The sequence below is a fragment of the Plantibacter sp. Leaf1 genome, assembly GCF_001421315.1.
GTDB lineage: Bacteria > Actinomycetota > Actinomycetes > Actinomycetales > Microbacteriaceae > Plantibacter.
The window spans coordinates 319,993-340,123 of sequence record NZ_LMJX01000001.1 but is presented as its reverse complement, the minus strand read 5'-3'; the positions used below and the strand labels follow the sequence as shown (position 1 = coordinate 340,123).

Here is a 20,131-nt window from a genome sequence, read left to right as displayed (position 1 = left end):
GGCAAGCTCTCCCATGCGCGTCGACGAGCGGCCGCAGCCGGGGGACGACGACAGGTGACGACGACGAGCGACACGGGCACCACGCCCACCAGGCCGACGGCGGCGTTCCGCGCCGACATCCAGGGTATGCGGGCCCTCGCGGTGACCGCTGTGGTGCTCGCGCACGCGACCGGGTGGCCGGCCGGTGGCTTCATCGGTGTCGACGTCTTCTTCGTGATCTCCGGCTTCCTGATCACCGGTCTGCTGCTCCGTGAGCACGAGCGGTCCGGGCGCATCTCGCTGCCGGCCTTCTTCGGTCGGCGGATCAAACGGATCCTGCCGGCAGCGCTCGTGGTCCTCGCCGCGACGGCCGCCCTGGCGTCGTGGCTGTTCAACACGCCGCGGGCGATGTCGACCTGGTGGGACGCGGTGTCGGCCGCCCTGCTGGTGTCCAACTGGCGGTTCGAGGCGTCGGGGACCGACTACTTCCACGCCACGGACGCGGCGTCCCCACTGCAGCACTTCTGGTCGCTGTCCATCGAGGAGCAGTTCTACCTCGTCTGGCCGCTGCTCCTCCTCATCCTCCTGGCGATCGCGGCCAAGGGGGCCCGGCCGGTCCTCCGCTCACGCATCGTCGTCGGAATCGTCCTCGTGGTGGTCGTCGCGGCGTCGTTCGCCTTCGCCGTCTGGCAGTCCGCGGCGGCACCGCAGGCCGCCTACTTCGCGACCGGCGCCCGCGTCTGGGAGCTCGCGGCGGGCGCGCTCCTGGCGGTCTGCGCCCCGCTGCTCGCGCGCATGCCGATGGCGGTCCGCGTGATCGCCGGGTGGGCCGGGCTCGCGGGCGTCGTCGCGTCCGCCCTGCTGATCACCGGGTCGATCGGGTTCCCCGGCCCCTGGGCGCTCGCGCCCGTCGCGTCGGCGCTGCTGCTGATCGCCGCCGGGACCGGTGCCGGGCCGAGCTACTCCCGATGGATGTTCCCCCTCGGCAACCCCGTGAGCACCGGTCTCGGGGCCATCTCGTACTCCGTCTACCTCTGGCACCTGCCGATCCTCGTGTTCGTCCCGATGCTCGTGCCCGGCACCGCCCTGAGCACGGTCCCCGGGATGCTCGCGCTCATCTGCTGCATCTCCGTCCTGTCCTTCCTGCTCGTGGAGCAGCCCCTGCATCGGATGCCGCTCGTCGGCACGTTCCGCGGCGACACTGAGGGGCGCGCGGCCGCCTGGACCGCGTGGCGGGACCGGTTCGGTCAGCAGTTCCTGTACTCGGCCGTCGGCCTGGTGATCGTCGCCGGACTGGCCGTCATCGTGCTCGGGCCCGCACTGCGCATGCCGGTGGCCGCCGGAGGGCCGGCGGCCGTGGCTGCACCGGTTGGGGATCCGTTGCAGAGCATCGCGGGGGAGCTGCAGCTCGCGACCGAGGCGACGAGCTGGCCGGACGACCTGTCACCGAGCCTCGACGACGCGATCAGCGCGACCTCGAGCACGAATCCGGCGCGGGCGTGCTTCGACATCGGTGCGACGCCCGACGCGGGGTCCTGCACCTGGGGCGACGCCGGTGCCCCGAAGCACGTGTACCTCGTCGGTGACTCGACGGCGCTCGCCTACGCTCCGGCGTTCCGAGCCATCGCGGACCAGAGCGGTGGAGCGTTGCGGATCACCACGATGGGGTTGTACGGGTGCCGGTTCACGCAGGACCTCGTCCAGAACAGCGGCGCAGGCGTCATGGACGACTGCCCGACCCGGAAGCACGACATCGCCGAGCGCATCGCCGCGGACCAGCCCGACCTCGTGATCGTCTCGAACGCGTTCACCGACGGCCGCTCGACCGACGGACGCGCCTTGGACGCGGCGGCGATGGTCGCGTCGACGCTCGCCGAGACGGCCGCGTACCAGGTCCCCGGTCGGGTCGTGCTCCTCGCCCCACCGCCGCTCGGTGCCGAGCTCGGATCCTGCTACTCACGGGTCTCGAGTCCGCAGGACTGCGCGGTGGGTGTCGACGCCGCGTGGACCGACTTCGCGACCGCCTCGGAATCGGCCGCGGCGGCAGCGGGGGAGCGGTTCATCTCGTCGTTGCCCTTCAGCTGCGTCGACGGTGTGTGCCCGGCCTTCGCGGGGACGACGCCGACGAAGTACGACCGGGTGCACCTGACTCCGGCCTTCGCCGAGCACATCGCTCCGGCCGTCCTCCAGACGTTCCAGGCGGCCGGCGCGCTGTGACGAGATCTGCCGGAGGGCTCCGCGGGTAGACTCGCCGTCGTGGCACATGGAGCACGGCCGGCAGCGCCGAAACAGCAGAAGACGTCCGCACAGCGCCCGACCGCGGGACGCGGGGCGAACGGTGGACGATCCGGCAATCCGGCGCGTGGTGGCGGGCGCAAGGTCCCGCTCGCGAAGCCGGCGACGTTCCGCGACTGGGTCGGAGCCGCGCGGATCCGCACGCTCCCGATGGCGGTCGCACCCGTCCTCATCGGTACCGGTGCCGCGTCGATCATCGCCGGCCCCGGTGTCTACCACCCGGTCCGCGCACTGCTCTGCCTCGTCGTCGCCCTCGCACTGCAGATCGGCGTCAACTACGCCAACGACTACTCCGACGGGGTCCGCGGGACGGACGACCAGCGGGTCGGCCCGAGCCGCCTGACCGGTTCCGGCGCGGCGAAGCCCAAGGCCGTCCTCGCCGTCGCGCTCGTGTTCTTCGGCATCGCCGCGGTGGCCGGCATCGTCCTCACGATCCTCACCCAGTTCTGGTGGCTGCTGCTCGTCGGAGCCGTCGCGATCGTCGCCGCCTGGTTCTACACCGGAGGCAAGCGCCCCTACGGGTACTTCGCGCTGGGCGAGGTGTTCGTGTTCGTCTTCTTCGGCCTCGTCGCCACGCTCGGCACGACGTTCGTGCAGGTCGGTCGGCTCAACCAGGAGGCATGGTTCGGCGCGATCGGAGCCGGCCTCATCGCCTGCGCGGCGCTCGTCGTCAACAACCTCCGCGACCTCGAGCAGGACAGGGCGGTCGGCAAGCGCACGCTGTCGACCTTCATCGGGCGCATCGCCTCGAAGGTGCTCTACTGCGTCCTGTTGCTCGTGCCGTTCGTCATCGCCGGCTTCCTCGCGCTGTTCTACCCGGTCGCGTGGCTCGCGATGTTCGGCCTGCTCGCCGCGCTCCCGGCCTGCGTCATCGTGTTGTTCTCGACGACCGCGAAGGAGCAGATCCTCGCGCTCAAGCTGACGGGACTCGTGCAGCTCGTGTTCGGCGTCGTGCTCGGCCTGGCGTTCTTCTACACGCCCGGCATCGCCGCCTGACGCTAGCGTCCCTGCTGCTCCTCAGGCGTCGACGCCGCGGGTCCGTCCGCGCTCGTGGCCTCGTCGGCGCGAGGGGTGCGCACGGTGTCCGCGTCGAGCGCCGCGTCCTCGGCGTCCTCGTCGTCGTGCGGCACCGGCTTGTCGCCGTGTCGGCGGGCGAAGAGCTCCTGCGCGACGGTCTCCCGCGGGGTGCGCAGGAAGATGTAGGAGACGCAGAGTCCGATGATCGCGGCGATGATCGCGGCGATCCAGGGCTGCAGGCCCGTGAGGAAGACGAGGAGCAGGAGCGGCACCGCGAACGCCAGCAGGCGGAGGACGGTGTACCGGACGGCGGCGGGAACGCGATTCACCAGTCAAGTCTAGGCGTCGTCCCTGAAGGCAACCCCAGGCAATCACGTCACCTGGCGTTTACGATGGAGACATGGTTCGTCTCTGGATCGGCCTCGCCGTCGCGGCAGTCGTCTTCATCGTGTATTCGGTGGTGGACTGCGCAACGATGCCCCGAGACCGCGTCCGGGGCATCTCCAAGCCGTCGTGGATCATCGCCATCCTCCTGCTGCCGGTCATCGGCGGTCTGCTCTGGTGGATCATCGGCCGGGTCCGCGCCCCGAAGGCGGCGCCACGCGGCTCCGCCCCCGATGACGACCCCGACTTCCTCAAGCAGCTCGATGCCGAACGGAACCAGGCGAAGCGCATCCGCGATCTCGAGGACGAGCTGAAGCGCTTCGACGACGAGCCCGGTGGCAGCGGGAGCGGCTCCCACGACGACCCGGCACCCGAATCCGACACCCCTGACGACGGCCCCGGTCGCAAACCGCCCGGCGCACCGAGCGCCTCGTGACCCCGCCCGCAGCACCCGAGCCCGCAGGCTCGGCCCCTTCGGCGAGCCCGGCGAGCGCATCCGCGTCGGCGCTCCTCGGGGCGTTCGTGGCGGCCGGCGTCTCCGACATCGTCGTGTGTCCAGGATCGCGCTCCCAGGCCCTCGCGCTCGCGGCGGCGGAACTCGCGGCCGCGGGACGGGTCGCCCTGCACGTGCGGATCGACGAACGGGTCGCCGGGTTCCTCGCACTGGGACTGGGCGTCGAGACCGGTCGGCCGGCCGTCGTGATCACCACCTCCGGGACCGCGACCGCGAACCTGCACCCCGCCGTCCTCGAGGCGCACCAGTCGCGTGTGCCGCTGATCGTCCTCACCGCCGACCGGCCGACCGAGGCCCACGGGGTCCGCGCGAACCAGACGACCCGGCAGGACGACCTCTACGGTTCAGCGACCCGCCTCGCCGTGGTCGCCGAGGCCCCGACGGGTGCCGAGGGTGAGCAGCGGGCGGCGCGCGGGCTCGCGCGCGAGGCCTACGACGCGGCGACCGGCATCCTCGACCCCGGTCCGGTCCACCTCGATCTCGCGTACCGCGAGCCGCTGTCCGGTGCCTTCGACCCGGAGCTGGACGACGAGGCCGAGGCGACGGTCGCGCAGAGCGTCACGGCGGACGACCAACCGCTCTACCCGGGACGTCCCCGGCTCGTGCTCGAGCGTGGACCGAGGACCCTGGTGGTCGCCGGCCACGACGCCGGCCCGGCGGCCGAGCAGCTGGCCGCCGACGGTGGTTGGCCGCTCATCGCCGAGGTCTCGAGCGGGGCCAGGTTCGGACGCCAGGTCATCGCCGCCTACCGCGAGCTGCTCCGGGAGGACGAGTACCGCGAGGCGGTCGAACGGGTCGTCGTGTTCGGCCACCCGACCCTCAGCCGTGAGGTCCCACTTCTGCTCCAGCAGGACTGGGTGGAGACAATCATCGTCGCCCCCGCCGGAGCCGAGGTCTACAACCCCGGGCGACGCGCCGACCACATCGTCTCCTCCGTCTCCGTGGAGCCGGGGCCGACCGACCGTGCCTGGCTCGGAGCCTGGGTCGTCGGATCCCGAGAGCGGGTCGTCGACCCGTCTCCGGCGGCACCCGACCTCGCGGGCCTGCACTCGACCACGCCGTCCGAGCGCCTCGCCTCGGTGCGGGCCGAGCTCGAGGCCGTCCGTCTCCCGGTCACCCGCGAGGTCCTCGTCGACGCCGTCTGGCGCGCGACCTGGCCGCACGACCGCCTCGTCGTCGGTGCGTCGCGACTCATCAGGGTCGCAGACGGGCTGGTCCCGGGACGCAAGATCAGTGTCCACGCCAATCGCGGCCTCGCCGGGATCGACGGCACCATCGCCACCGCCACCGGGATCGCGCTGGCGAGCCAGGCCGACGGCGGACCCGGTGTCACGCGTGTGCTCCTCGGCGACCTCGCGTTCCTCCACGACGTCGGCGCGTTGTTGCTCGAGGACGGCATCGCGCCGCGCCTGCAGGTGATCGTCGGGAACGACGGCGGCGGCACCATCTTCGACGGGCTCGAAGTCGCGCGCAGTGCGCCGAGTGAGCTGTTCGACCGGGTGCAGTACACCCCGCAGCAGGTCCGCCTGGAGTCGCTCGCGACCGCCTACGGCTGGGAGTATCGCCAGGCGACGACCCGGGCGGAGCTCGACCAGGCGTTCACCGCGCCGGTGACCGGACCCGTCCTCATCGAGGTGCCGCTGCTACGAGCCTGACCGCTCGGTCGAGGGTCGACTTCCGGGCCGGGATCCGGCCACAATGGGCGGATGAGCGCATCGAAGCACGCATCGACCTGGACGGCACCCCCTCGAGACACGCTCCGCGTGGGGGAGGGCTTCCGGCTCGCCGACGTCGACCCCGCGTCGACACCAGGGTTCGACGGTGACAAGCGGCAGGGGGTGCACGAGCTGGCCGCAGGGGTGCCCGAGCTGTCCGAGCTGCAGGAGCGACTCTTCGCGGCGAGCACGCAGGGCGCACCGGATTCGGTGCTGCTCGTCCTGCAGGCGATGGACACGGCGGGCAAGGGCGGCATCGTCAAGCACGTCGTCGGCTCCGTCGATCCGCAGGGGGTGCACCATCACGCCTTCAAGAAGCCGACGGAGGAGGAGCGCGCCCACGACTTCCTCTGGCGGATCGAGTCCCAGGTCCCGATGCCCGGACAGATCGGTGTCTTCGACCGCTCGCACTACGAGGACGTCCTCATCGGCCGGGTGCGGCAGCTGGCGGAACCTGCGGAGATTGAACGCCGCTACGGTGCGATCAACGACTTCGAGGCCGGGCTCGTCGCGGGCGGGACGCGCATCGTGAAGGTCATGCTGCAGATCAGCTCCGACGAGCAGCGGGCCCGTCTCGCCGAGCGTCTCGAGCGCCCGGACAAGCACTGGAAGTACAACCCGGGCGATGTGGACGAGCGTGAGCTCTGGCCGGCCTACCAGGAGGCGTACCAGACGGTCTTCGAGCGGACGAGCACCGACGTCGCCCCGTGGTTCGTCGTGCCGGCGGACCGCAAGTGGTACGCACGCATCGCCGTGCAGCGGCTGCTCCTCGACGCCCTGGAGGACATCGACCCGCAGTGGCCGGAGGCCGACTACGACATCGCCGTCGAACAGGCGCGACTCGCGGCGAGCTGACGTACGCTGCTCCGGGTTCGGCGCGGCGTCGGCTCAGGCGGGGTCTCGACTTAGGCGAAGGCCTCGACTCAGGCGAAGGCCTCGACGATCGGGCGGAACTTCATCTTCGTCTCAAGGAGCTCCGACGTCGGGTCGGAGTCGGCGACGATGCCGCAGCCCGCGTAGGCCGTGATGTCGCCGTCCGGCGCGATCTGCGCGCAGCGCAGGGCGACCGCCCACTCGCCGTCACCCGAGGCGTCGACCCAGCCGACCGGTCCGGCGTACCGGCCTCGGTCGAACGGTTCCAGCTCGCGGATGAGCGCGACCGCGTCGCGGGTCGGCGTGCCGGCGACGGCGGCCGTCGGGTGGAGGCCGTCCATGAGGTCGAGCGACGAGGAACCGTCGGACAGCCGGCCCTCGATGTCCGTCGCGAGATGCCAGAGGTTCGGCAGCTTCAGGGTGAACGGCGCCTCGCCGCTCCGCAGCTCCGGGCTGTGCTCCCGGAGGGCGGACAGCACCGAGCGCACGGCGAAGCGGTGTTCGTCCTGGTCCTTCCGGCTCGTCGCGAGCGCCAGTGCCTGATCGCGGTCGGCGTCGGCGTCGAGTCCACGCGAGATCGTTCCGGCGAGGACCCGGGCCGAGACGGCCCCACGGTCCACCCGGACGAGCGTCTCCGGGCTGGAACCGATGAACCCGTCGACCGCGTAGGTCCAGCAGTCGGGGTACCCGAGCGCGAGGTCGTGGAGGACCCGGCGGCGGTCGGCCTCCGCGGGGAGGTGCCCGGTGAGGTCGCGTGCCAGCACGACCTTGCTCAGCTCGCCGGCCTGGATGCGGGTGATCGCCTGCTCCGCCGCGCTGACGTAGCCGTCGCGGGACTGCTCGCCGGGGACCAGCTGGATGCGGTACTCCGGGCCGTACCCGGTGGTGTGGGGTTCGACGTCGTCGACGTCCCCGCTCAGCCGGACGCGCGTGATGAAGCTGGCGTCCGCGTAGCGGCCGATGATGGTGCGTGGCACGATCAGGACGCTCGTCGCGGAGGACTCGTCGTCGAATGCGAAGGTGCCGAACGCGACGAGGCCGGTGCCGGGTCGTCGCACCTCGTCGGTGACGTCCGCCGAGGCGCACACCTCGCGCCATGCGGCTGCGGCGCTCGCGAAGCGGTCGGGGCCCGAGAACTCGAGTCGCAGCGCCTCGCCGAGTCCGACCAGGCCGTGTCCCTTCCGTACCCAGAGCAGCGGGGACGTCTGGTCGGCGAAGGGGAGGAGCTGGCGCGGGTCGTCGATGGCGACGGTCTGGGCGACCAGTGACGAGGTCAGGGGAATGGTCACCGTTCAACCCTACGCCTGTAGGCGGGCCGTCCCTCCCCGTCGCCGACGCCCGTGTGAACCCAACCGCTCGCTGGGATCGGGGCTCCTGGTCAGCCGACCGCCGGCGCGAGCGCTTGCAGCCCGGTCACCCCGAGGAGGGCGAGTTTCTCGGCGTCCTGACTGCCCGGGGCCGCCGTGTAGACGACGATGCGCAGGTCCGCGCCCGGGGTGGACAGGACGTCGCAGTCGACCGTGATGGGGCCGACCGCGGTGCGGGTGACCGTCTTGCGGCTCGCCCGATGCTCCGCGACCCTGGCTTCCGACCAGCGTCGTTCGAACTCGGGCGAGACCGACCGCAGTCGCGCGACGAGGCGGCCGAGTTCATCGTCGTGGGGGTACCGACCCACCGCGGCGCGGAGGTCCGCTGCCAGGTCGCTCGCGAATTCCTCCTCGTGCTGCTCGTCGAAGTCCGTGCCCTCGTGGCCGGACGTGAAGTACCGCCACACGAGGTTGCGGTCCGGCACGCTGAGCGCGGAGGGGTCGCCGTTCACCGCGGCCCAGAGCGGGTTCCAGAGGAGGATGTCGTGGGCTGCGGAGAACACCGCCAGCGGGACGTCGGCCAGGCGGTCGACGATGCGCTGGACACCGGGGCCGATGTGCCGTGGGACGACGCCCGCCACCGGTGGTGCCGCCCCGGCGACCCGGTAGAGGTGGTCGCGTTCCTGATCCGTCAACCGGAGCGCGACGGCCAGCGCTCGCAGCAGCTGCGGCGACGGGTTCCTGGCGCGTCCCTGTTCGAGCCGCACGATGTAGTCCACGCTGATCCCCGCCAGTGCGGCGAGCTCCTCACGCCGGAGGCCCGCGGTGCGTCGCCCCGGACCGGCCGGGAGCCCCACCTCGGCGGGGGAGACGCGCTCGCGCCAGGCCCGGAGTACGCCCGCGAATTCATCCATGCCGCCATTGTGCCCCCGCTGGCGGCCCGCATCGTGGTACTGCCGGTCCTCCTGTCGACGGGGACCTGGTGAGCCGACGACGACGGGACCAGCATGGACACATGACCACCACACTGATCACCGGGGCCAACAAGAGCCTCGGTCTCGAGACCGCCCGCCGACTCCTCGAAGCCGGCCACACCGTCTACGCCGGCATGCGCGACGTGAGCCGGGGTGACGCGGTCGCCGCTCTCGGAGCCCGTACCGTCCAGCTCGACGTCACCGATCAGGCGAGCGTCGACACGGCGTTCGCCTCCCTTCCGGAGCTCGACGTCCTCGTGAACAACGCCGGTGTCCTCGGCACCTCCTTCGGCGTCGACGACCTCACACCGGCGTCGATGGAGGAGGTGCTCGACACCAACGTCGTCGGCATCGTCCGGGTCACCCAGGCCGCACTGCCCCTCCTGCGCCGATCGTCACGACCCGTCATCGTCAACGTCGCGTCCGGCGTCGGGTGGCCGCGTTTCCTCACGACCGAGGGCGCCGACGAGTACGGGGTCCCCACCATCCCGTACGCCGCATCGAAGGCGGCCGTCATCGCACTCACCGTGCAGTACGCGAAGAACCTGCCGACGTTCCGGGTGAACGTCAGCGACCCCGGCTACACGGCGACCGACTTCAACGGCCACGGCGGTCACCAGACGGTCACCGAGGGGACGGACGCCACGGTGTCGCTCGCGCTCCTCGGTCCGGACGGACCCACCGGCGAATTCCACAGCCAGCACGGACGCATCGCGTACTGAGCGCGTCCCTGGGAGCCGCACCGGAACGGCCGGCTCCCAGGGCGGCGGACGTAGGATGGACGGGTGAACCGCGCCGACCTCTCCAAGCAGCCCGAGCAGGTCTCGGCCATGTTCGACGACGTCTCGACGAAGTACGACCGCATGAACGCGGTCCTCTCCGTCGGGAACGACGCCCTCTGGCGGATTGCCACCACGCGCGCCGTCGGGCCGGCGGCCGGGGAGCGCATCCTCGACCTCGCCGCGGGGACCGGCACCTCCTCAGCGGCCCTCGCCCGCAACGGCGCTCAGGTCGTCGCCGCCGACTTCTCACCCGGCATGATCGCCGTCGGGCGCGAGAAGTACGCGGACCGCTCCGACATCCAGTTCGTGGAAGCCGACGCCACCGCCCTGCCGTTCGCGGACGAGGAGTTCGACGCCACGACGATCTCCTTCGGCCTGCGCAACGTCGTCCGACCGAAGGACGCGCTCGCCGAGATGCTCCGCGTCACGAAGCCCGGCGGCCGGATCGTCATCTGCGAGTTCTCGACGCCGACGTTCGCCCCGATGCGGGCCGCGTACAACCTCTACCTCGAGAAGGTCATGCCGATCGTCGCCGGTGTCGCCTCGTCCAACGCCGAGGCGTACACCTACCTCAACGACTCGATCCGCGCCTGGCCGACCCAGCCGGAGCTCGCAGCCTGGCTGCGCGAGGCGGGCTACGAGCACGTCGCCTACCGCAACCTCACCGGCGGGATCGTCGCCCTGCACCGTGGGCTGAAGCCCGCCTGATCGTCTGATCGGCCCGCGGGTTCCCGCGCCCGGGCCGACGAAGCGGTACCGATCCCGGCGTCCTGAAGGCGTCTGGGCGACGGATTCCGTCGTGCCCGCCCGAACGGGAGCATTGACACACGGGTGCGCCCGGCCCTACCGTTCCGTCATGACAGCACAGGACACGGACCGCGCTTCGCAGTCGGGACCGCCCACCGGCGGTAAGGGACTCGCCACCGGCACGCTCGGGCTGTTCGGCTCGGTGATCATCGGTCTGGCCTCGACCGCTCCGGTCTACTCGCTCGTCGCGACGCTCGGGTTCGTCGTCCTCGCCGTCGGGGCCCAAGCGCCGATCGCCTTCATCGTGGCCTTCATCCCGATGCTGTTCATCGCCTTCGCCTACCGCGAGCTGAACCGCGACGTGCCGGACTGCGGCACCACCTTCACCTGGGCGACGAAGGCCTTCAACCCCGTCACCGGATGGATCGGCGGGTGGGGCGTCGCGCTCGCCGGCATCGTCGTGCTCGCCAACCTCGCGCAGATCGCCGGACAGTACCTGTGGCTGCTCATCGGTGACGGCTCGCTCGCCTCGAACGTGCCGCTCGTGACGGCGACCGGTGTCGTCTTCATCGCGCTCATGACCTGGGTGTCGTACCGCGGGATCGAGCTCGGCGAACGGATCCAGAACATCCTGCTGGCCGTGCAGTACCTCGCGCTCGTCCTGTTCGCCGTGTTCGCCTTCATCGGGGTCGCGAACGGGACCGCGCCCGATGCGACGCCGATCTCCCTCGACTGGTTCAACCCGTTCGCCTTCACCGACTACCACGGCTTCATCGAGGCGGTCCTGCTCGCCCTGTTCATCTACTGGGGCTGGGACACCTGCCTCGCCCTCAACGAGGAGACGAAGGACCCGCAGAAGATCCCCGGTCGCGCCGCCCTCATCTCCACCGTGGTCCTCCTGGTCACCTACGTCACCGTCACGGTGGCCGCCATGGCGTACGCCGGCCTGGGCGACACCGGCACGGGCCTCGGCAACGAGGACAACGCGAACGACATCTTCCTCGCCCTCAAGGACCTGGTCCTCGGGCCGTGGGCGTGGGTGCTCGTCGTCGCCGTGCTGATCTCCGCGGTGTCCTCGACGCAGACGACGATCCTCCCCACCGCGCGCGGGACCCTCTCGATGGCGGCGTACAGCGCGCTGCCGAAGCGGTTCTCGACCGTGCACCCCACGTTCAAGACGCCGTCGTTCTCGACGCTCGTGATGGGGATCGTGGCGATCGTCTACTACGTCGGCATGACGTTCGTCAGCGAGAACATCCTCGCGGACTCGATCCTCTCGCTCGGGCTCGCGATCGCCTTCTACTACGGCATCACCGGCTACGCCTGCGTCTGGTACTTCCGGAAGGTGCTGTTCCGCTCGGCGCAGGACTTCTTCTTCAAGGGCCTCTTCCCGCTCCTCGGCGCGCTGATGCTCACCTACGCCTTCGTGCAGAGCTGCATCGACATGTTCGACGTCGACTACGGCTACACGGTGCTGTTCGGTGTCGGCGGCACGTTCGTGATCGGCGTCGGGTCGCTCGCCTTCGGCTTCGTGCTCATGCTGCTCTGGTACACGCGGAAGGCCTCCCGTCCGTTCTTCCGTGGCGAGAGCCTCAACCGCGACACGGAGGTGCTCGTGCCGGATGAGCCGATCGAGTACGGCCGTTCCGTCGACGGCGGGCTCACCTGACCCCGGTCCCCGAGTCTCCCTCCGGTCCCTGAGCCTCCCTCCGGTCCCTGAGCCTGTCGAAGGGCGCATCACCCGGTCTCGTTCAGCCACGCCGGGCATACTGGTGGCATGTTGGACTCCCTGCCAGGCGGCCCGTGGATCTGGGGCATCGCGATCGTCGGTCTCGTGCTGGTCGTCATCCTGCTGAACGCGAAGCGGGCGAAGTCGGCGTTCGCCAAGCCGTACGAGCGGTACGACACGACCGAGATCCCGCCGGACACCCCGGGCACACGCGAGTACATCGTGCGCGACGACGCGACCGGGGCCCGGCTCCAGTTCGTGGCGTCCGGCCCCTCCGCGAGGATCGCCCTGGTCGTCGTGCCGCCCAAGCACCTCGGCACGGGCGTCGAGGCAGGGCTCTTCCGTGCCGCGCTGCCGGCGGCGCCAGGGGTCGACGCCTGGACGTGGCCGCCCCTCAACACCGACGGGTACACGATGCTCCTGGACCTCGCGCACGAGTTCCCGCACCTGGCGTTCTACGACGCCGAGGGCGTCCGGCTCCGGTGATCTCGGGGCTGTGGTCCGACCACAGCTGTCAATCGGCTGTCCGCGGCCGTGCATTCGAGCGCTCCGGCACCGGTGGCGGGCTGCCCCGGCTAGGCTAGAGCTGTGAATCCCAGCGCGACCCGACGTGTCAGCAGCCTGGCCAGCCAGGCCGGGCTTGCCGAACGCATGTTCGCGACCGGAGCGGACCGCAAGCTCGCCCGGACGATCGACGACGGCGTCGCCCGCCTCGAGATCGGGCTGGAGGAGCAGCTGGGCTTCACCGACGACCTCGTCGACGTGACGGCCCGCTATCTGCTCGAGGCCGGCGGCAAGCGGGTGCGCCCCCTGTTGACCATGCTCATCGCGCAGCTCGGCGACGGCATCACCGAGGACGTCCTGCAGGCGGCCGAGGCGATCGAGATCACGCACCTCGGCTCGCTGTACCACGACGACGTCATGGACGACGCCGACAAGCGCCGCGGCGTGCCCAGTGCGCACCAGGTGTTCGGGAACAACACGGCCATCCTCACCGGCGACCTCCTGTTCGCCCGGGCCAGCCAGATCATGGCCGACCTCGGCGAGCGCGCGATCCGGATCCAGGCCGCCACCTTCGAGCGCCTGGTCCTTGGGCAGCTGCACGAGACCACCGGACCCCGCGAGGGGCAGGACGAGGTCGAGCACTACATCCAGGTGCTCGCCGACAAGACCGGCTCGCTCATCGCCGCCGCCGCCCGCAGCGGTGTCGTGTTCTCCAACGCACCGGCCGAGTTCGAGAACGCGGTCGTGGAGTTCGGCGAGAAGGTGGGTATCGCGTTCCAGCTCATCGACGACGTCATCGACCTCTCGCCGCAGCCGGAGGAGACGGGCAAGGTGCCCGGTACCGACCTCCGGGCCGGTGTCGTCACCCTCCCGATGCTCTACCTCCGTCGAGAAGCCGCCACCGACCCCGAGGCGGCCGCGCTCGTCGCACGACTCGACGCCGAGGTCACCGAGACGGACCACGACCCGGTCCGCTTCGCCGCCCTCGTCGCCACCCTGCGCGACCACGCCGTCACCGCCCGCACGTTCGCCGAGGCGCAGCAGTGGGCCAACGAGGCGATCGCCGCACTCGCACCGCTGCCCGACGGCTCGGTGAAGAAGGCACTCGTGCACTTCGCGAAGGCGATCGTCGACCGCAGGAGCTGACACCGCCGCCGCTCCGGCACGACCGGGGTGGCACGGTGTCCGCGACGCGTACGCATCACGGCCGGAGTGCTCCTCCGGCCGGACCCGGAACCCCGCACGGGGACACGAAAGGAACCACCGTGACCAAGCTCAGGCTGGCCATCGTCGGCGCAGGACCCGCAGGCATCTACGCGGCGGACATCCTCCTCAAGGCGGAACGGAAGTTCGACGTCTCCATCGACCTCTTCGAGCAGCTCCCGGCTCCGTACGGACTCGTCCGCTACGGCGTCGCGCCGGACCACCCGCGGATCAAGGGCATCGTCAACGCCCTCCGCGACGTCCTCGACCGCGGCGACATCCGCATCTTCGGCAACGTGCGGTTCGGGGTCGACATCACGCTCGACGACCTCAAGCACCACTACAACGCGGTCATCTTCTCCACCGGAGCCGTCGAGGACGCCCCGCTCGACATCCCGGGGATCGACCTCGACGGCTCCTACGGTGCAGCGGAGTTCGTGAGCTGGTTCGACGGTCACCCGGACGTCCCGCGCACCTGGCCGCTCGAGGCGCAGTCGATCGCCGTCATCGGCAACGGCAACGTCGCGCTCGACGTCGCCCGCATGCTCGCGAAGCACCCGGAGGACCTCCTGCCGACGGAGATCCCGGCGAACGTCCACGAGGGTCTGCAGCAGTCGCCCGTGACCGACGTGCACGTCTTCGGCCGTCGCGGACCCGCGCAGGTGAAGTTCACGCCGCTGGAGTTGCGAGAACTCGGCGAGCTCAACGACGTCGACATGATCCTCCACGACGAGGACTTCGACTACGACGACGCGTCTAAGGCCGCGGTGGCGAGCAACAAGCAGGTCATGGTCATCGACCGCGTCCTGCAGCAGTGGCGCACCCGCGAGGTCGGGCAGGCGTCCCGTCGCCTGCACCTGCACTTCTACGCGAAGCCGCTCGAGCTCGTCGACGACGGCGCCGGCAAGGTCGCGGCGTTCCGGTACGAGCGCACGCGTCCGGACGGACAGGGCGGGGTCGAGGGCACGGGCGAGGTCCGCGAGCTCCCGATCCAGGCGCTCTACCGCGCGGTGGGGTACTTCGGCAGCCCGCTGCCCGGTGTGCCCTTCGACGCGCGACACGGCGTCATCCCCAACCACGAGGGCAAGGTGCTCCACCCCGAGAGCAACGAGCGCGTTCCCGGGGTCTACGCCACCGGGTGGATCAAGCGCGGGCCGGTCGGTCTCATCGGCCACACGAAGTCGGACGCCATGGAGACCGTCGCCCACGTCATCAACGACCAGGCCGACTGGTGGTCGCCGGCCGAGCCCGAGGAGGAGGCCGTCGTCGCCCTGCTCGAGTCGCGCGGGGTGGCGTACACGGACCTCGAGGGCTGGCACCTGCTCGATCAGCACGAGATCGCACTCGGTGAGCCGCAGGGCCGCGCGCGCGTCAAGGTGGTTCCGCGCGAAGAGATGGTCGCCATCTCCCGTGCGCAGGATCCCGAGGGCGGCGTGCCGACCGTCTGATCGCTCGTCGAGCGTGACGCAGCCCGATCGATCGGGCTGCGTCAACCCGGTCGCCCGGACCATCGTCCGAAGTGTGTCGGTCACTATGCTGGACGAATGACCGACCCCAACGCGCCCCAGAACGTCCCGTCGGACCAGCCGACGTCCGTCCCGCCGTCCGATCCGCCGGCATTCGTCGCCGACGGCCAGCAGCAGCAGTCGCAGCAGCAGCCGCGGTACGGCGAGATGCACCCGGACCCCGTGCAGCAGCAGTGGAACCAGACCGGCCAGCAGACGCCGGCGCCGCAGCAGGCGGGGCAGTGGAGCCAGCCGCAGTCCGGTGACCAGGGTGGCCAGTGGGGTCAGCCGCAGCAGGGCCAGTACGGCCAGCCGAACGACCCGTCCGCCGCGACGCAGCACACCGGCCAGTACGGACAGGAGACCGGCCAGTACGGTCAGGACGCCGGCCAGTACGGTCAGTCGCAGACCGGTCAGTACGGCCAGCCGCAGCACACCGGCCAGTACGGCGCGCCCCAGGCGCCCTACGGTCAGTCGCAGACCGGCCAGTACGGTCAGCCGCAGCAGCAGTACGCGCAGGCTCAGCCGAAGGCGCCGAACCCCCGGGCGCGCGAGACCCGTCTCGCGCTCATCTCGGTGGGCATCGCGGGCGGTATCGCCGCAGCCGTCGCCCTCGTGGGCCTCATCGGCTCCTTCTTCAGCATCTCGGAGTACTTCCCCGTCGGTGACGTCCTCCTGAGCTTCGGCGCCAACCTGGTCAACATCGCCCTGTGGGGTGCCGGCGCAGCGCTCATCCTGATCCTCGTCCGCCCCCTGACGCGGGTCCGCACGGCGCGAGACCTCGTGCAGTCGGTCGGTATCGCCGCCGCGGTCGGCACCGGTGTCATGATGCTCATCGTGCTGATCGTCACGATCGTGCGCGGCGTGGTCGAGCAGTACGGGACCGCGACGTTCATCGTCAACCAGGGCTTCCTGTCGCCGCTCCTCTACGGTGTGACGCTCGCCGGCTTCCTGACGATCGGTGCGCTGCTCGCGACGCGTTTCGTCGCACCCGAGGGGCTCGCCGATGCTCCACGAGGTCAGCACGACCAGCACCAGCAGGGCCAGCACCACCAGCAGCAGCACGGCCAGCCGGAGCACGGTCAGCACCAGCAGGGTCAGCACCAGCAGGCGCCGCAGCAGCCGTACGGGCAGCAGCCGCAGGGTCCGCAGCAGCACAACCCCTACCAGCAGTAGTCGACGACCGGATGGTCCGTGCGGAAGCCGGACCATCCGGGGTCGATCGCTCGCGCACGGTAACGTGGCGACATGGCGGGATCTCGAGGCTGGACGGACGACTTCCTCGGCGAGGGGTTCCAGCAGCGCACGCTGACGCTCGAACCGGACGACGAGGGCGACGTCGTTGCGACGCTCGTCCGCTACCGGATGCCGCCGCTCGAACAGCTGGGCGAGTTCCTGCTCCCCGACGTCGCGGACGGGATCGACGTCCTGTACGTCCACGGCTGGTCGGACTACTTCTTCCAACGGCACCTCGCCCGCTTCTGGGCGAGACTCGGCGCACGGTTCTACGCGCTCGACCTGCGGAAGTACGGACGAAGCCTCCGGCCGCATCAGACGCCCGGGTACGTGGACGATCTCCGTACCTACGATGAGGACATCGAGGCCGCCCTCACCGTCATGGGGCACGGTGCGGCGGACCACGCCGCGGGTCGGCGGACCCGTCGCCGACTCGTCCTCCTCGGGCATTCGACGGGTGGCCTCACCCTCAGCCTGTGGACGGCGCGGAACCAGGACCGGGTCGCCGGGCTCGTCCTCAACAGTCCCTGGCTGGAGTTCCAGGCGAGACAGCTCGGTCGGCTCGCCATCGCTCCGCTCATCCAGGCCGGTTCCCGGATCGATCCTCGGGCCCAGCTCCCCGTCGTCGACCTCGGGTTCTACACCCGGTCCGTGTCGAGCACGATGGACGGCGCGTGGGACTACGACCTCGCGTGGCGGCCGCTCCACGGGTTCCCGTTGCACCCCGGTTGGCTGAACGCCATCCTCACCGGGCATCGTCTCGTCGACGCGGGTCTGCACCTGCGCGTCCCGGCGCTCACCCTGCTGTCGGCGCGGAGCGTCCTGCTCCCACGGTGGAACGACGCGATGCTGCGGAGCGACACGGCGTTGGACGTCGATGCGGTCGCCGAACGCGCGCTCGACCTCGGTGAGACCGTCACGATCGTCCGCCTCGACGGAGCGCTCCACGACGTCTTCCTCTCGGAGGAGCCGGTCAGGGAGCGCGCGTTCGACCAGATCGTCGCGTGGGGCCGTGGGTATCTCGCGGCGCCCGTCACGCGTCAGCGCTGAGTCGGAGGGTGGCGGCGTCGCGGGCCGGCCGGGCGCCGCGGATCGGGGCGACCGAAGGCGAGCCACTCGGCATAACTGTGGTCCTGGCCGATCGAACACCAGCAAGGGACGCCGACCTGCTGATCGTCGCTCGATGTCCGGAAGACTTCGAGATGCGATCCGTCCGAGGGTCTCGAATGATCCACGTGTGCTCCAACGACCGGGCCCCGCGGTGTACGGGGCGGCTATCGTCCGACCGGAGGCCGGACGGAGCGCGCCGTGCGCTCCACTGGAGAGAGTGGATCAGTCGTCGGTCATGACGCGGTCACGCCGAAGTGCCGCGCCCGATCGACTCAGCGGTAACTCAGCGGTAGTTGACGAACTGGAGGTCGATGTCGAGGTCGGCGCCCTTGAGCAGCGCCATCGTGGCCTGGAGGTCGTCGCGGCTCTTCGACGAGACGCGCAGTTCGTCGCCCTGGATCTGCGACTTGACCGACTTCGGGCCCTCGTCGCGGATGAGCTTGTTGGCCTTCTTGGCGATCTCCTGGCTGATGCCCTCCTTGAGGGTCGCCTCGATCCGGTACTCCTTGCCGCTGGCGAAGGGGTCGCCGACCTCGAGGCTCTTCAGGGAGATGCCGCGCTTGATGAGCTTCGACTCGAACACGTCGAGGATCGCCTTCACGCGCTCCTCGGTGTTCGCCTTCATGAGGATCTTCTCGCCGCTCCAGGCGATCGACGCACCGACGTTCTTGAAGTCGTAGCGCTGCTCGACCTCCTTGTGTGCCTGATTGAGGGCGTTGTCCGCCTCCATCTTGTCGACCTTGCTCACGACGTCAAACGAGGAATCTGCCATGTGGACCATGGTACCGCCGGTGTCGGTCAGGCGGGTGTGGTTGGCTGGGGGAGATGCACAGCCCAGAGACGCAGGACCGGCCGACGGCCGCCAGACGACGGCGGTCCCTCGCAGGTGCCTCGATCCTCCTGGGGGCCATCCTGCTGAGCGGGTGCGCACCGGAGCCGGAACCCGTCCCATTCGCCAAACCCGTCGAGGTGCCGCCGAAGAGCGACGCCCCCGACGGTGGCGTGGCGAACGTGGATCTCGCCGACGAGGCGTGGGTGGCAGAGGTGTCGTCGTCGAGCGGCATCCCGGAACGCGCCCTCCGGTCCTACGCGGGCGCCGCCATCCGCAAAGCGGAGCTGACGCCGGAGTGCGGCATCGGGTGGACGACGATCGCCGCGGTGGGGTTCGCCGAGAGCGACCACGGCCGCCACGACGGTTCGAAGCTCGGCGAGGACGGCGTCGTGACGCCACCGATCTTCGGCGTCCCCCTGCAGGGTGGCGAGACGGAGGAGATCACGGACACTGACCAGGGCGTCATCGACGGCGACCCGGTCCACGATCGGGCGGTCGGGCCGTTCCAGTTCATCCCGGAGTCGTGGGAGAACTGGGGGACCGACGCGAGCGGTGACGGGGTCCTCGACCCGCAGAACCTCGACGACACGGCGATGGCGGCTGCGAACTACCTCTGCCGGGCGAGCGACTACGACATGCGGACGGAGGCGGGATGGCTGAGCGGGATCCGGGCCTACAACTCGTCCCCCGAGTACCTTCGACGGGCCGCCGCCGCCGCGAACGAGTACGCCGAAGCGGTGTCGTCAGCGGAGAAGTGAGCGGCCTGACGACGGGTCCTCATCCTGATTTCGCGTCCGGCCATCTGGCGGCTATATTGGTCAAGCGCTTTCGGTTGGCTGTTCGAAAGTCGGTCGGGCGCGCTTGGCGAGTTACCCTAGCGGCCAAAGGGATCTGACTGTAAATCAGACGGCTCAGCCTTCGGGGGTTCGAATCCCTCACTCGCCACTGAACGATTGCCTCACCCCTACGGGTGGGGCAATGTTCGTTTCTGGGACTGGTGCCTGTGGGTGCCCCCGGAGGGTCGTGGGTTGCCGCCGCCGTCGCCGAGCGCAACCCGGATGCCGCGAGTGTCGAAGCGCTCACAGGACGCGTCCATACGCACTCGAACTCGGCATCTGGAATGTCAGTGGTCCATGGTGGACTGGTGTCATGACCGAGACCCCCACCGCGATCCGCGCGAGCGACGAGTACGCCGCGCAGCTCGCGGAGTTCTCGGACGAGTATGCGGAGATCGGTCGACTGCGGGCGGCACTCGACGCGCGAGAAGCGCGCCTGCTCGCGCGCTCCGCTGCGTATGCGGATGCTCTCGCTGACTCCGTCGTCCCCGCGATCTACCCGCCCGCAGAGCGGCGTGCACTCTCGCGGCGTTCGACGGGCGCGATGCTCGCGATGGCGACGCGTTCCTCGGAACAGACCGTCCTGCAC

General features: G+C 70.4%; 19 protein-coding genes and 1 tRNA gene. 16 read left to right on the top strand and 4 right to left on the bottom strand.

Annotation, left to right across the window (positions count from 1 at the left end; translation table 11 throughout):
• Nucleotides 1–54: 54 nt before the first annotated feature.
• The gene (locus ASE44_RS01450) at nucleotides 55–2,196 is read left to right on the top strand and encodes an acyltransferase family protein (protein WP_056776727.1); all 2,142 of its coding nucleotides are present in this window, start codon (nucleotides 55–57) and stop codon (nucleotides 2,194–2,196) included.
• Nucleotides 2,197–2,235: 39 nt separating this feature from the next.
• A complete protein-coding gene (locus tag ASE44_RS01445; RefSeq protein ID WP_056013943.1) occupies nucleotides 2,236–3,270 on the top strand; it encodes a 1,4-dihydroxy-2-naphthoate polyprenyltransferase in 1,035 nt (344 codons plus the stop codon).
• A 2-nt stretch (nucleotides 3,271–3,272) separates the two neighbouring features.
• Here the strand turns inward: ASE44_RS01445 and ASE44_RS01440 are convergent, their stop codons facing one another.
• Complete coding sequence (locus ASE44_RS01440) at nucleotides 3,273–3,620, bottom strand: DUF4229 domain-containing protein (RefSeq protein ID WP_056776724.1); 348 nt, start codon at nucleotides 3,618–3,620, stop codon at nucleotides 3,273–3,275.
• Nucleotides 3,621–3,691: 71 nt separating this feature from the next.
• Here ASE44_RS01440 and ASE44_RS01435 point away from each other — a divergent pair, with 71 nt between their 5' ends.
• Genes ASE44_RS01435 through ASE44_RS01425 form a run of 3 tightly spaced genes read left to right on the top strand, consistent with a single transcriptional unit; the run spans nucleotide 3,692 to nucleotide 6,759 of the window.
• Nucleotides 3,692–4,111, top strand: a complete 420-nt coding sequence (locus tag ASE44_RS01435; protein ID WP_082455611.1) for a PLD nuclease N-terminal domain-containing protein — start codon at nucleotides 3,692–3,694, stop codon at nucleotides 4,109–4,111.
• On the top strand, nucleotides 4,108–5,844 hold the full coding sequence (menD, locus tag ASE44_RS01430; RefSeq protein ID WP_056776722.1) for a 2-succinyl-5-enolpyruvyl-6-hydroxy-3-cyclohexene-1-carboxylic-acid synthase: 1,737 nt from the start codon (nucleotides 4,108–4,110) through the stop codon (nucleotides 5,842–5,844). The genes ASE44_RS01435 and menD overlap by 4 nt, the downstream gene beginning before the upstream one ends.
• A gap of 51 nt (nucleotides 5,845–5,895) precedes the next feature.
• The gene (locus tag ASE44_RS01425) at nucleotides 5,896–6,759 is read left to right on the top strand and encodes a polyphosphate kinase 2 family protein (protein ID WP_056776718.1); all 864 of its coding nucleotides are present in this window, start codon (nucleotides 5,896–5,898) and stop codon (nucleotides 6,757–6,759) included.
• Nucleotides 6,760–6,827: 68 nt separating this feature from the next.
• On the opposite strand, the gene ASE44_RS01420 is transcribed toward ASE44_RS01425, so the two are convergent.
• Both ASE44_RS01420 and ASE44_RS01415 read right to left on the bottom strand, forming a co-directional pair.
• Nucleotides 6,828–8,066: an isochorismate synthase MenF gene (locus ASE44_RS01420; RefSeq protein WP_056776715.1), complete on the bottom strand. Its 1,239-nt coding sequence runs from the start codon at nucleotides 8,064–8,066 to the stop codon at nucleotides 6,828–6,830.
• Between the two features lie 89 nt (nucleotides 8,067–8,155).
• Nucleotides 8,156–8,998, bottom strand: coding sequence for a helix-turn-helix domain-containing protein (locus ASE44_RS01415; protein ID WP_056776712.1), 843 nt, complete (start codon nucleotides 8,996–8,998; stop codon nucleotides 8,156–8,158).
• Between the two features lie 101 nt (nucleotides 8,999–9,099).
• Here ASE44_RS01415 and ASE44_RS01410 point away from each other — a divergent pair, with 101 nt between their 5' ends.
• The 8 genes from ASE44_RS01410 (at nucleotide 9,100) to ASE44_RS01375 (ending at nucleotide 17,814) form a co-directional block, all read left to right on the top strand.
• Nucleotides 9,100–9,780: an SDR family NAD(P)-dependent oxidoreductase gene (locus tag ASE44_RS01410; RefSeq protein WP_056776709.1), complete on the top strand. Its 681-nt coding sequence runs from the start codon at nucleotides 9,100–9,102 to the stop codon at nucleotides 9,778–9,780.
• Nucleotides 9,781–9,888: 108 nt separating this feature from the next.
• Complete coding sequence (gene ubiE / locus ASE44_RS01405; RefSeq protein WP_235522525.1) at nucleotides 9,889–10,548, top strand: bifunctional demethylmenaquinone methyltransferase/2-methoxy-6-polyprenyl-1,4-benzoquinol methylase UbiE; 660 nt, start codon at nucleotides 9,889–9,891, stop codon at nucleotides 10,546–10,548.
• 148 nt (nucleotides 10,549–10,696) lie between these two features.
• Complete coding sequence (locus tag ASE44_RS01400; protein ID WP_056776708.1) at nucleotides 10,697–12,256, top strand: APC family permease; 1,560 nt, start codon at nucleotides 10,697–10,699, stop codon at nucleotides 12,254–12,256.
• 108 nt (nucleotides 12,257–12,364) lie between these two features.
• Nucleotides 12,365–12,802 carry a hypothetical protein gene (locus ASE44_RS01395; RefSeq protein WP_056013968.1) on the top strand — a complete coding sequence of 146 codons (438 nt, stop codon included), beginning with the start codon at nucleotides 12,365–12,367 and terminating at the stop codon, nucleotides 12,800–12,802.
• 102 nt (nucleotides 12,803–12,904) lie between these two features.
• Nucleotides 12,905–13,966 (top strand): polyprenyl synthetase family protein, encoded by a 1,062-nt coding sequence (locus tag ASE44_RS01390; protein WP_056776705.1) that lies wholly within the window; start codon nucleotides 12,905–12,907, stop codon nucleotides 13,964–13,966.
• Between the two features lie 119 nt (nucleotides 13,967–14,085).
• Nucleotides 14,086–15,471: an FAD-dependent oxidoreductase gene (locus ASE44_RS01385; RefSeq protein WP_056013974.1), complete on the top strand. Its 1,386-nt coding sequence runs from the start codon at nucleotides 14,086–14,088 to the stop codon at nucleotides 15,469–15,471.
• Nucleotides 15,472–15,567: 96 nt separating this feature from the next.
• Nucleotides 15,568–16,704, top strand: coding sequence for a hypothetical protein (locus ASE44_RS01380; protein ID WP_056776703.1), 1,137 nt, complete (start codon nucleotides 15,568–15,570; stop codon nucleotides 16,702–16,704).
• Between the two features lie 72 nt (nucleotides 16,705–16,776).
• The gene (locus ASE44_RS01375) at nucleotides 16,777–17,814 is read left to right on the top strand and encodes an alpha/beta hydrolase (RefSeq protein ID WP_056776700.1); all 1,038 of its coding nucleotides are present in this window, start codon (nucleotides 16,777–16,779) and stop codon (nucleotides 17,812–17,814) included.
• 343 nt (nucleotides 17,815–18,157) lie between these two features.
• Here ASE44_RS01375 and ASE44_RS01370 read toward each other — a convergent pair whose 3' ends face one another.
• Complete coding sequence (locus ASE44_RS01370; protein WP_056014685.1) at nucleotides 18,158–18,646, bottom strand: YajQ family cyclic di-GMP-binding protein; 489 nt, start codon at nucleotides 18,644–18,646, stop codon at nucleotides 18,158–18,160.
• 53 nt (nucleotides 18,647–18,699) lie between these two features.
• On the opposite strand from ASE44_RS01370, the gene ASE44_RS01365 reads away from it, so the two are divergent.
• From ASE44_RS01365 to ASE44_RS18660, 3 genes are all read left to right on the top strand, one after another.
• Entirely contained in the window at nucleotides 18,700–19,464 is a 765-nt protein-coding gene (locus tag ASE44_RS01365; RefSeq protein ID WP_056776697.1) for a lytic murein transglycosylase, read from the top strand.
• A gap of 105 nt (nucleotides 19,465–19,569) precedes the next feature.
• A tRNA-Tyr gene (locus ASE44_RS01360) sits at nucleotides 19,570–19,651 on the top strand.
• A 204-nt stretch (nucleotides 19,652–19,855) separates the two neighbouring features.
• The coding region (locus ASE44_RS18660; protein WP_162235722.1) for a hypothetical protein at nucleotides 19,856–20,131 on the top strand (276 nt) is incomplete at its 3' end.